This window comes from Poseidonibacter parvus (assembly GCF_001956695.1).
In the GTDB taxonomy this organism is placed as follows: domain Bacteria; phylum Campylobacterota; class Campylobacteria; order Campylobacterales; family Arcobacteraceae; genus Poseidonibacter; species Poseidonibacter parvus.
The window spans coordinates 2128790-2142675 of record NZ_CP019070.1 but is presented as its reverse complement, the minus strand read 5'-3'; the positions used below and the strand labels follow the sequence as shown (position 1 = coordinate 2142675).

The window sequence follows — 13886 nt, the reverse complement described above, 5'->3', positions numbered from 1 at the left end:
GTGTATCTTATACACTTGGGCAAAACTATTTTTTAGGGTTCGCTTTTAACTTTAACGAATAGTTTTAAAATAAACTACATAATAAAAATATAAAATTTAATTATAAGAAGGTATTACAATGAAAAAAGTTGCTTTTATTTTTCCTGGACAAGGTTCTCAAACTGTTGGAATGGGAAAAGATTTTTTTGAAAATAGTGACATTGCAAAAGAAATGATTTCTAAAGCTAGTGAGCGTTTAGGAGTTAATTTTGAAGAATTATTATTTACAGAAAATGACAACTTAGGTAAAACTGAATTTACACAACCTGCAATTTTATTAGTTTCTTCAATTGCAAATGCAATATTCAAAGAAAAATACGAAATACAACCTGAGTTTGTTTTAGGACACTCTTTAGGTGAATTTTCAGCACTAGTAGCAGCTGGTGCAATTGATTACTTAGATGCAATCGAATTAGTTCATAGACGTGGGTTATTTATGGTTGATGCTTGTTCTGGTGGAGGTGCTGGAATGATGGCACTTGTTGGAATGGATGATAAGCAAGTAGAAGATATTTGTGAAGAGCAAAGAAATGCAGGAAAACAAGTTTGGCCAGCAAACTATAATATGGATGGACAACTAGTACTTGCAGGGCTTAAAGCTGATTTAGAATCACTTGTAGATACATTTAAAGAAGCAGGTGCTAAAAGAGCAATTGTTTTAGATATGTCTGTTGCTTCTCATTGTGAGCTTTTAACAGCAGCTGTTGAGAACTTAAAACCATACTTAGAAGAGTACTTAAAAGATGAGTTCTCACCTGTTATTTCAAATGTAACAACTGAAAGTTATACAACAAAAGATGAAGCTATTGAGTTATTATCATCTCAACTTACTTCACCTGTTAAATATAAGCAATCAATTTTAGCACATGCAAATGTTGATGCTTTTATTGAATTTGGAAATGGTATTGTTTTAAAAGGTTTAAATAGAAAAATTTGTAAAGCAATTCCAACATTAAATGTAAGTGATTTTGCATCACTTGATAAAACAATTGAGGCATTAAATGACTAAGTTAGCAATTATGGGAGCAATGGAAGAGGAAATTGAACCTCTTTTATCGCACTTTAAAGATGTAAATATTGTAGAATTTGCAAATAATAAATACTATGAAGTAAATTACAATGGCTTAGATATAGTTATTGCATACTCAAAAATTGGAAAAGTTTTTGCTAGCTTAACAGCTACAACAATGATTGAAAAATTTGGCTGTGATACTTTACTATTTTCTGGAGTTGCAGGTGCTATTAATCCTAAACTTCAAATTGGTGATTTAATTATTGCAGACAAATTATGCCAACATGATTTAGATATTACAGCTTTTGGACATCCAAATGGTTTTGTACCAGGTGGTAGTGTTTTTGTTGAAACATCAAAAGAATTAAGAGATGTAGCAACACAAGTTGCAAATGAGAATGATTTAAAAGTAATAGTTGGTACTATTGCAACAGGTGATCAATTTGTTCATTCAACTGAAAGAAAAAACTTTATTGAATCAACTTTTAAAGCTGATGCTTTAGAAATGGAAGGTGCAAGTGTTGCAGTTGTATGTGATGCTTTAGATATTCCATTTTTTGTATTACGTGCTATTTCTGATAGTGCTGATATGGATGCAGGTTTTGATTTTGATGAGTTTTTAAAATCAAGTGCTGTTAATTCTGCTAACTATTTAATTAAAATAGTTGAAAAGTTAAATAAGTAATTATTTATTTATAAGACCATAACCAATTCCAAAGGAATTGCTTATGGTATCTTTCCCAATCTTTTTTGATAATCTATTTAAAAGTGATTTAAAAGCAGATTCTGAAACTTCTTTATCACTCCAAATTACTTTTTTTATTTCTTTTATTGATACTATTTTATTTTTATTTGTAAGTAACAATTCTAAAAGTCTACTTTCTGTTTTTGTTAGTACTTCTGTTTTATTATTATGAAGTATGGTTTTTTCTAAATAATTATATTTTATATCTTTTTTAATAAATGTACTTATTTCACCACTATTGAGAATTATTTTTGCAATTTTATTCAAAGAAAATATTAACTTACTTACATCTATTGGTTTTAGTAAATAATCAATTAAATTAAGTTTAATTGCTTCAATTAAATTGTGGGTTTCTATATTATTAGTAATTATTAATATAGGGATATTCTTATTTTTCTTTCTAATATCTTTTATTAATTCAATTCCATTTGAATCAACTAAGTCAATATCTACTATTATTATATTTGGGAAAGTATCCTTATAAATAAATAGGGCATCTTCTTTATTATTACAACGTATGATATTATCAAAAAATATTTCTAATGTTGTATTTATTTTTTTATAATTGCTGTCTTTTTTACTTACATACAAAATAGTTAGTTGTTTTAATAATTTTTTCAAGCTAAGATTCATAATTAAATTATATCATATAATATTATTAAATAGCTAAAAAGAAACTAATTTGTAACTACTTATTAGCTATTATATATAATATAAATATAGCTAAATTCAAGGATTACAGAATGGTTTCAATTGAAAAGTACGGTCAAGAAATAGATTTATCAAAAATAGTTTCATTAAATGGTAAAAAATCATTAACATTGGAGAATTTAGTATTAAATAATACAGTTCAAATAAAAATTCCAGCGGGAATTAAATATATTTCAAGCTTAGAAGAGAATGATTTAAAAATTGTATTTACTGATATTGAAGGTAATATTTTAGAATTAATATTAAAAGATATGGCTGAACTACTTGCTCAAAATAATGGCTTTACTTTGGTTGAACTAATTGAAATACTACCAGATGGAAAAGAAAATGCACTTGCTAGTATTACAGATTTAGCTAGTGCATTACAAGAATCCGCTGCTGGTCCAGGTCAAGAGACTAATGCTAATTCAGATAGTGGTGCTACTCCAGCACAAGAGGATGATAATCTTGCAGATCAAAATAATACACAAAATGCTGTAATTGATAATGAAACTTTACCAAGAGGAGTTGTTGCTGCGGCTCCTGCTGGAAACAATATTATTATTCAAAATAGTGCTCCTATAATTGAATTAATTTCTGCACAAACAACAGATGAAGATAACAGTATTACAATTGCATATAACTCAAGTGATTTAGATAATGATACTTTAATACCTACTGTAAGTGCTACAAATGGTACTGTTATTATTGATGCTAATGGTGATATTGTTTTTACTCCAAATCAAGATTTTAATGGAAATGCAGTAGTAACACTAGAAGTAAGTGATGGACGTACTAGTACAATCCAAAGTTTTAATGTAACTGTTAATTCAATAAATGACACACCAATTATTTCTGATTATACAGAAGTAACAAATGTAGCAGAAGATATATTAACAGGGACAATTTCATTAACAGATGTAATCGCAGCTGATGTAGATATAAATGACACACTTTCATTTGTGGCACTTACAAATGTAAGTACAACAGTTACTGATATAAATTCAGTTGGGATTGGAACAGTTACTGTTTCAATGACAAATGTAGGAGCTTATACATTAAGTGGTGCAGGAATTGATAAACTAGGTGCAGGTGATAGTGCTACAGTAACATTTGATGTACAAGTAATTGATGATTCAGGTGAAGCAAATGCAACATCAATTGCAAAAAAAATTACATTAACAATAGATGGAACAAATGATGCACCAGAAATAACAGCAGAAAGCTCATTGTTAACATTAAATGAAATAGACTTCTCAGATAACTCAACAAATAATAGTTACTACCAATTAATAAAATTACAAACAGTGTTAGATACATTAGATATAACAGATGTAGATGATGAAATAGTAGGGATGTCATTAACAACAGATAGCTCAACGTTTGCACAAGATGGAATAGATATCACAAGTACAAATACAAACGGAGTATTCCAAGTAACAACAACAAATATAGGATCAATGCCAGTAGGAGCAGAAGTAGGGGATTTAATAATCTATAGTGAAGAAATAGATGCATTAAATACAACAGACTCAATAGATGCAACGTTTAAAGTAAGAGCATATGATGGAATAGCATATAGTGAAGAACAAACAGTAAATGTAACAATAGATGGAACAAATGATGCACCAGAAATAACAGCAGAAAGCTCATTGTTAACATTAAATGAAATAGACTTCTCAGATAACTCAACAAATAATAGTTACTACCAATTAATAAAATTACAAACAGTGTTAGATACATTAGATATAACAGATGTAGATGATGAAATAGTAGGGATGTCATTAACAACAGATAGCTCAACGTTTGCACAAGATGGAATAGATATCACAAGTACAAATACAAACGGAGTATTCCAAGTAACAACAACAAATATAGGATCAATGCCAGTAGGAGCAGAAGTAGGGGATTTAATAATCTATAGTGAAGAAATAGATGCATTAAATACAACAGACTCAATAGATGCAACGTTTAAAGTAAGAGCATATGATGGAATAGCATATAGTGAAGAACAAACAGTAAATGTAACAATAGATGGAACAAATGATGCACCAGAAATAACAGCAGAAAGCTCATTGTTAACATTAAATGAAATAGACTTCTCAGATAACTCAACAAATAATAGTTACTACCAATTAATAAAATTACAAACAGTGTTAGATACATTAGATATAACAGATGTAGATGATGAAATAGTAGGGATGTCATTAACAACAGATAGCTCAACGTTTGCACAAGATGGAATAGATATCACAAGTACAAATACAAACGGAGTATTCCAAGTAACAACAACAAATATAGGATCAATGCCAGTAGGAGCAGAAGTAGGGGATTTAATAATCTATAGTGAAGAAATAGATGCATTAAATACAACAGACTCAATAGATGCAACGTTTAAAGTAAGAGCATATGATGGAATAGCATATAGTGAAGAACAAATAGTAAATGTAACAATAGATGGAACAAATGATGCACCAGAAATAACAGCAGAAAGCTCATTGTTAACATTAAATGAAATAGACTTCTCAGATAACTCAACAAATAATAGTTACTACCAATTAATAAAATTACAAACAGTGTTAGATACATTAGATATAACAGATGTAGATGATGAAATAGTAGGGATGTCATTAACAACAGATAGCTCAACGTTTGCACAAGATGGAATAGATATCACAAGTACAAATACAAACGGAGTATTCCAAGTAACAACAACAAATATAGGATCAATGCCAGTAGGAGCAGAAGTAGGGGATTTAATAATCTATAGTGAAGAAATAGATGCATTAAATACAACAGACTCAATAGATGCAACGTTTAAAGTAAGAGCATATGATGGAATAGCATATAGTGAAGAACAAATAGTAAATGTAACAATAGATGGAACAAATGATGCACCAGAAATAACAGCAGAAAGCTCATTGTTAACATTAAATGAAATAGACTTCTCAGATAACTCAACAAATAATAGTTACTACCAATTAATAAAATTACAAACAGTGTTAGATACATTAGATATAACAGATGTAGATGATGAAATAGTAGGGATGTCATTAACAACAGATAGCTCAACGTTTGCACAAGATGGAATAGATATCACAAGTACAAATACAAACGGAGTATTCCAAGTAACAACAACAAATATAGGATCAATGCCAAGTGGAGCAGAAGTAGGGGATTTAATAATCTATAGTGAAGAAATAGATGCATTAAATACAACAGACTCAATAGATGCAACGTTTAAAGTAAGAGCATATGATGGAATAGCATATAGTGAAGAACAAATAGTAAATGTAACAATTGGTGGGGTTACGGATACGCTATCAGGTACTAGTATTGATGGTTATATTACAGGGATGACAGTATTAAGTGATTTAGATGGAGATAAAACTATAAGTGGTACTGAAACACATACTCTTACAGATGAGATAGGAAATTTCACTCTAGTTGGTGGCGATTTAAGTGGAACAGTTATAGGTTATGGTGGAACAGATATTTCAACAGGTTTAGCTTTTGAAGGTATATATAAAGCACCTGAGGGATCAACAGTACTAAACCCAATAACAAGTTTATTAGTAGATTTAATGAATGAAGGTAAAACTTTAACTGAAGCAAAAACATTAATTTATAATAATCTTAATATTGATTCAAGTGTAGACTTACAAGCAGATCCAATAGCAACAGCAATAAGTTCTGAAGATTCAACAATTGTAAATAATAATGTATCTTTTCAAACACTAAATGTAACAATTAATAATACAATAGGACAATTAGCCGTAGCATTAGATGGAACTAATGAAAGAGATGCTTCTGATATTATTTCTCAAGAAATAGCAAAAATGATAATATTAGGTAATCTTGATTTTACAAGTAGTTCAAGTATAGATACATTAATAACAAATGCATTAACTACATCAAATACAACTATAAGTGATAGTATTAAAACTGATATACTGACAATAATTGTAAATACAAATACTGCAATAATAAATTCAACAACTGATACAATAAATGTAGTAGAAGCATTTGAAAATTTAGCAAAAAAACAAATAGCTGCAGAAGAAACAGAAAATGAGTTAGAAGCTGGTATTTTAAGTGGTAATACAACTACAGCTGTTAGTAATTCAACAGGAGAAGTATTCCAAATGAGAGTAAATGAAGCTACAGTAGGATCAGTTACTCAGGCACAAGAATCACAAACAGCACCAATTATAGAAAATGTAACAAATCTAGTAAATGAGAATGATTTAATAGATAATGCTCTTGTCGAAGACTTTACTTACGCAGGATTATTAACAGGAACAGATATTCAAAGTGATACAATAAACTTTGAATACTTAGGTAATTTAATAATAAAATTAACAACAACACAAAGTGCAATCGTCGCAGCAGTAAACGCAGATACAGCAGAATCATTAGCATTCTTAAAAGCAGAATTTACACAAGCTATCTCAAACCCATTAATAGCAACAGTAATATCAGAATATGCAACACTTCAAAATGTAGCAGCTGGAATATTAGCAGCACCAAGTGTGTCAACGTTAGTAACATATCTAAATAGTTTTGAAGAAGTAACAGTAGATGTAACAACAGGTGAAATAACAGTTGAAGGTGAAGTACCACAATCATATGTAAATAAACTAGAAGAAGAGAACTTATTATTTATAGATGTACAAACAGATGGAAACTATACAATATCAAGTCCATTATTTAATAGTATGGATGATAATCAAAGTGCAGAATTAAAATTTGATTATATAGCAAATGATGGAGTAAATGAATCAAATATAAAAACAGTAAGTTTAACAGTTACAGGAGCTAATGATGCACCAATAATAGAAGATGTAACAAATGTTGTAAACGAAAATGATTTAAATGATTCATTATTAGTACCAAACTATAATTACTCAGGATTATTAACAGGAATAGATGCAGATTTAAATGATACAGTAAACTTTGAATATGTAGGTAATTTAATAATAAAATTAACAACAACACAAAGTGCAATCGTCGCAGCAGTAAACGCAGATACAGCAGAATCATTAGCATTCTTAAAAGCAGAATTTACACAAGCTATCTCAAACCCATTAATAGCAACAGTAATATCAGAATATGCAACACTTCAAAATGTAGCAGCTGGAATATTAGCAGCACCAAGTGTGTCAACGTTAGTAACATATCTAAATAGTTTTGAAGAAGTAACAGTAGATGTAACAACAGGTGAAATAACAGTTGAAGGTGAAGTACCACAATCATATGTAAATAAACTAGAAGAAGAGAACTTATTATTTATAGATGTACAAACAGATGGAAACTATACAATATCAAGTCCATTATTTAATAGTATGGATGATAATCAAAGTGCAGAATTAAAATTTGATTATATAGCAAATGATGGAGTAAATGAATCAAATATAAAAACAGTAAGTTTAACAGTTACAGGAGCTAATGATGCACCAATAATAGAAGATGTAACAAATGTTGTAAACGAAAATGATTTAAATGATTCATTATTAGTACCAAACTATAATTACTCAGGATTATTAACAGGAATAGATGCAGATTTAAATGATACAGTAAACTTTGAATATGTAGGTAATTTAATAATAAAATTAACAACAACACAAAGTGCAATCGTCGCAGCAGTAAACGCAGATACAGCAGAATCATTAGCATTCTTAAAAGCAGAATTTACACAAGCTATCTCAAACCCATTAATAGCAACAGTAATATCAGAATATGCAACACTTCAAAATGTAGCAGCTGGAATATTAGCAGCACCAAGTGTGTCAACGTTAGTAACATATCTAAATAGTTTTGAAGAAGTAACAGTAGATGTAACAACAGGTGAAATAACAGTTGAAGGTGAAGTACCACAATCATATGTAAATAAATTAGAAGAAGAGAACTTATTATTTATAGATGTACAAACAGATGGAAACTATACAATATCAAGTCCATTATTCAATAGTATGGATGATAATCAAAGTGCAGAATTAAAATTTGATTATATAGCAAATGATGGAGTAAATGAATCAAGTATAAAAACAATTAGCTTATTAATAGATGGAGAAACAGGACTTGAATCTACATCTACACCTTCATTTACATCTTTCTCTTTATTATCTTCATTATTAGAAAATTCAAATGTTATTAATGAAAATGACTTAATAGATAATCCTATAACAGATTATGTTTACCAAGGAATATTAACAGTACCAAGTGGACAAGATGAAATACCAAATTTTGAATACTTAGGTAATTTAATAATAAAATTAACAACAACACAAAGTGCAATCGTCGCAGCAGTAAACGCAGATACAGCAGAATCATTAGCATTCTTAAAAGCAGAATTTACACAAGCTATCTCAAACCCATTAATAGCAACAGTAATATCAGAATATGCAACACTTCAAAATGTAGCAGCTGGAATATTAGCAGCACCAAGTGTGTCAACGTTAGTAACATATCTAAATAGTTTTGAAGAAGTAACAGTAGATGTAGCAACAGGTGAAATAACAGTTGAAGGTGAAGTAACACAATCATATGTAGATAAACTAGAAGAAGAGAATTTATTATTTATAGATGTACAAACAGATGGAAACTATACAATATCAAGTCCATTATTCAATAGTATGCAAGAAGATCAATCTATAAAATTTACTTTTGATTATAGTACAAATAGTTCAGAAACAAATATAGAAACAGTAAATGTAACAATAGATGGAACAAATGATGCACCAGAAATAACAGCAGAAAGCTCATTGTTAACATTAAATGAAATAGACTTCTCAGATAACTCAACAAATAATAGTTACTACCAATTAATAAAATTACAAACAGTGTTAGATACATTAGATATAACAGATGTAGATGATGAAATAGTAGGGATATCATTAACAACAGATAGCTCAACATTTACACAAGATGGAATAGATATCACAAGTACAAATACAAACGGAGTATTCCAAGTAACAACAACAAATATAGGATCAATGCCAAGTGGAGCAGAAGTAGGGGATTTAATAATCTATAGTGAAGAAATAGATGCATTAAATACAACAGACTCAATAGATGCAACGTTTAAAGTAAGAGCATATGATGGAATAGCATATAGTGAAGAACAAACAGTAAATGTAACAATAGATGGAACAAATGATGCACCAGAAATAACAGCAGAAAGCTCATTGTTAACATTAAATGAAATAGACTTCTCAGATAACTCAACAAATAATAGTTACTACCAATTAATAAAATTACAAACAGTGTTAGATACATTAGATATAACAGATGTAGATGATGAAATAGTAGGGATGTCATTAACAACAGATAGCTCAACGTTTGCACAAGATGGAATAGATATCACAAGTACAAATACAAACGGAGTATTCCAAGTAACAACAACAAATATAGGCTCAATGCCAAGTGGAGCAGAAGTAGGGGATTTAATAATCTATAGTGAAGAAATAGATGCATTAAATACAACAGACTCAATAGATGCAACGTTTAAAGTAAGAGCATATGATGGAATAGCATATAGTGAAGAACAAATAGTAAATGTAACAATAGATGGAACAAATGATGCACCAGAAATAACAGCAGAAAGCTCATTGTTAACATTAAATGAAATAGACTTCTCAGATAACTCAACAAATAATAGTTACTACCAATTAATAAAATTACAAACAGTGTTAGATACATTAGATATAACAGATGTAGATGATGAAATAGTAGGGATGTCATTAACAACAGATAGCTCAACGTTTGCACAAGATGGAATAGATATCACAAGTACAAATACAAACGGAGTATTCCAAGTAACAACAACAAATATAGGATCAATGCCAAGTGGAGCAGAAGTAGGGGATTTAATAATCTATAGTGAAGAAATAGATGCATTAAATACAACAGACTCAATAGATGCAACGTTTAAAGTAAGAGCATATGATGGAATAGCATATAGTGAAGAACAAATAGTAAATGTAACAATAGATGGAACAAATGATGCACCAGAAATAACAGCAGAAAGCTCATTGTTAACATTAAATGAAATAGACTTCTCAGATAACTCAACAAATAATAGTTACTACCAATTAATAAAATTACAAACAGTGTTAGATACATTAGATATAACAGATGTAGATGATGAAATAGTAGGGATGTCATTAACAACAGATAGCTCAACGTTTGCACAAGATGGAATAGATATCACAAGTACAAATACAAACGGAGTATTCCAAGTAACAACAACAAATATAGGCTCAATGCCAAGTGGAGCAGAAGTAGGGGATTTAATAATCTATAGTGAAGAAATAGATGCATTAAATACAACAGACTCAATAGATGCAACGTTTAAAGTAAGAGCATATGATGGAATAGCATATAGTGAAGAACAAACAGTAAATGTAACAATTGGTGGGGTTACGGATGAAGTTATTATTAATCCATCTTTTGCATATTCTACTGAAGTAAATGGAGAAATTACATCATATAGAGAGATAAATGGTAATAGTATAGATTATATTAATTTCACACATAATGGAGGGCGGATATTATTTAATATTTTAACTGAAGAAAGTGATTATGACGATGAAATTAATTTGGAAGACGAAGTTGTTTTAGAAGATGAAGTTACTTCATATATTGATATAAATGGTAATAATGTACAAGAACCAATAGATTCATATATATATTTATATAATAATACAGGTGTATTTAATTCTGAATCATTAATTGATTCTAATGATGATTCTTTCTCAGATATCAGTAGAGAAGATGGCTCAACTTCAAGCTTAGATTCTTTACTTTCAATAGATAATTTAGCTTCTGGTGATTATACATTAGTTGTTGGTACATATCCTTTATCTGAAGAAGATATTATAAATGGTTTCAATGAAAATGATACTGATAGTGGACCATATAAACTTACTATTTCAAGTGATACTATGATTACTAATATAGAAAAAACTGTAGCTACACCTATTGATTCTGGTAATAACAATGATAATTCTTTATATATCGATTCAGAACTTTCAGAATTTACTATGGATGGCAGTAGAACTTTTACATTAGATTCTAATATTAATGAAACAAATTATATAAGAACTATAAATATTTTTGTAGATGGTGCAACAGCAGATTCTACTTTAGAATTTGCAGGCAATGTAATTGAAGCAAAAGCTGCAACACAACCTGATAATGTAAATATTACATATGATGGAGTTGTATTAACATCAGGAGATGAAGATAACTCTTTTATAGCACCAACACTTACTAGTACTCAAACACTTTATGATTTTGGTTTTGAAGAGGGTGAGATGTATGTTGAAAAACTTGATTTTGACAATGGTACATTAGTAGATACTCAATATGAAGCAGATGAAGAACCTGCTATTGAAAACATAATTTTAACTGATAGCGATAACAACGGGACTTTAGAAGCTCAAGGAACATGGGGTAAAGACGAATTAATTTTTGGTGAGGCAAGACAAGTTACAAATATAAATGGTATAGATGTAAGTTTATATGGTTTATATCAAGTTGATGTTACATTTAAAACACTTGAGGTACCAACTATAGATAATATTGATGATTGGTGGACTGAAAGATTTGAATCTAATAATTTAATAGATTTCGAATCAAAATTACTTAACCCAGAAGACTTTACATCTATTTATACAGAAAATAATGCATATAAGTTAAATTCTAATGGAACTATTTACAATACATTTAGTTTAAGTATTACAGACGGAGGGTGGCGTACTGAGATAATTAATGGACAAGATTATTTAATTGTAGAAATTACTAACGAAGGAACAATAGTATATAAAGAAGAAAATGAACAAATTTATAAAACAGAAATTGAAGTTCCTGGAGTTTCACAAGAACAGGGAGTTTGGTACTATGGAGATTCTATTTCTGTAGAATCAATTCAAACATTATTAGCAGAAGTTGAAAATAATGAGAACTATGAATATCCAGTTTATTTAGATGATGCACCAGCTGATTACTATTTTACAATTGATAGTAATGATATTGATTCAAATAATATAGTTGAATCATTTAATAATGAAATTACAATAACAAACCTAGAAAGTGAAGTAAATGTAATCACAAAAGTTGAAAGCTATAATGAAGGTAGAGAAGATTTTACTACTGTAATTGGAGATAATACAGAAGTTTTATCAGAAGAAGATGATATCATTGTTTTAAATGATGATTCACCTACAAGATATATAGATGCAAACGATGGTGAAGATACATTAGATTTAAGTGGTGAAGGTTCAAGCTTAGATTTAGCATCATTGTTAGAAAATGTATCAGTTTATAATATTGAAAATATTGACACAGGTGCAAATGATGCTGCACATATCTTAAGTAACTTTACACTTGATGAGTTTATATCATTAACAGATGAAGATAATACACTTAAAATATTTGGAGATGATGTAGATAGTATCGAACTAGATCCTTCTCAAAATTGGTCTCAAGCTATGATGAATGATGGAGTTCCATACCAAGAAGATGGTTTCAATGTTTATTATTCAAGTAAAGATGATCAATCTTTAAAACTTCTAATAGAAGATACAATAACTGTAGAAGTACCATAAGTATTAGACTTTAAAAGTCTAATACTTCAAAAGGAAAAAAAATGTTTTCAAAATTATTTTCAAAAATAAAAAATAAAAAACATCACCTTTGGGAATGTTATACAACAGATATTCACTCTCACTTAATACCATCTATTGACGATGGTGTTAAAACTCTTGATGAAAGTATTTCAATTATAAAAGAAATGCAATCCCTAGGATATAAAAAGATTATCACTACACCTCATATAATGAGCCACCGATTTCCAAATACAAAAGAAACTATTACACTAGGTTACAATCAAGTAAAAGAAGAATTACGTAAACAAAATATTGATATCATATTTGAAATGGCAGCAGAGTATTACTATGACGAACATTTTATTGATTTAATAAGAGCAAAAGATTTATTAACATTTGGTGATAATTATGTTTTATTTGAGTTTTCATATACCACAAAACCTTTTGGAATAGAACAAGTGATATTTGAGCTTTTATCTGCAGGTTATAAACCAGTTCTAGCTCATCCCGAAAGATATACTTATTACTCTTCAGATTTAAGTAGATACAATAGTTTAAAAGACTTAGGCTTATTATTTCAAATAAATTTAAATTCCTTAAACAGCTTCTATGGTAAAAAACCTAAAAAAGCTGCTCAATATTTAGTGGATAATCATTTAGTAGATTTTGTAGGAAGCGATATTCATGCAATGAAGTATTTTGATTCTTTGAAAGAGTTTACTCAAACGAGTAAATTAAAAGAGGTATTTGATAAGAACCAAATAAAGAATAACTTTATTTGATTCTTAAT

Annotated in this window: 5 protein-coding genes; 4 read left to right on the top strand and 1 reads right to left on the bottom strand. The window is 29.2% G+C overall.

Annotated elements, in window-relative coordinates; all coding sequences use genetic code 11:
- Nucleotides 1–118: 118 nt before the first annotated feature.
- Together fabD and LPB137_RS10475 are read left to right on the top strand one after the other, a co-directional pair.
- Entirely contained in the window at nt 119–1048 is a 930-nt protein-coding gene (fabD, locus tag LPB137_RS10480) for an ACP S-malonyltransferase (protein ID WP_076087778.1), read from the top strand.
- Nucleotides 1041–1736, top strand: coding sequence for a 5'-methylthioadenosine/adenosylhomocysteine nucleosidase (locus LPB137_RS10475; protein WP_076087776.1), 696 nt, complete (start codon nt 1041–1043; stop codon nt 1734–1736). Before fabD ends, LPB137_RS10475 begins: the two co-directional genes overlap by 8 nt.
- On the opposite strand, the gene LPB137_RS10470 is transcribed toward LPB137_RS10475, so the two are convergent.
- A complete protein-coding gene (locus LPB137_RS10470) occupies nt 1737–2417 on the bottom strand; it encodes a response regulator transcription factor (RefSeq protein WP_172802483.1) in 681 nt (226 codons plus the stop codon).
- Between the two features lie 122 nt (nt 2418–2539).
- Here LPB137_RS10470 and LPB137_RS10465 point away from each other — a divergent pair, with 122 nt between their 5' ends.
- A complete protein-coding gene (locus tag LPB137_RS10465; RefSeq protein WP_076087772.1) occupies nt 2540–13096 on the top strand; it encodes a beta strand repeat-containing protein in 10557 nt (3518 codons plus the stop codon).
- 41 nt (nt 13097–13137) lie between these two features.
- Complete coding sequence (locus LPB137_RS10460) at nt 13138–13878, top strand: tyrosine-protein phosphatase (protein WP_076087770.1); 741 nt, start codon at nt 13138–13140, stop codon at nt 13876–13878.
- Nucleotides 13879–13886 lie beyond the last annotated feature (8 nt).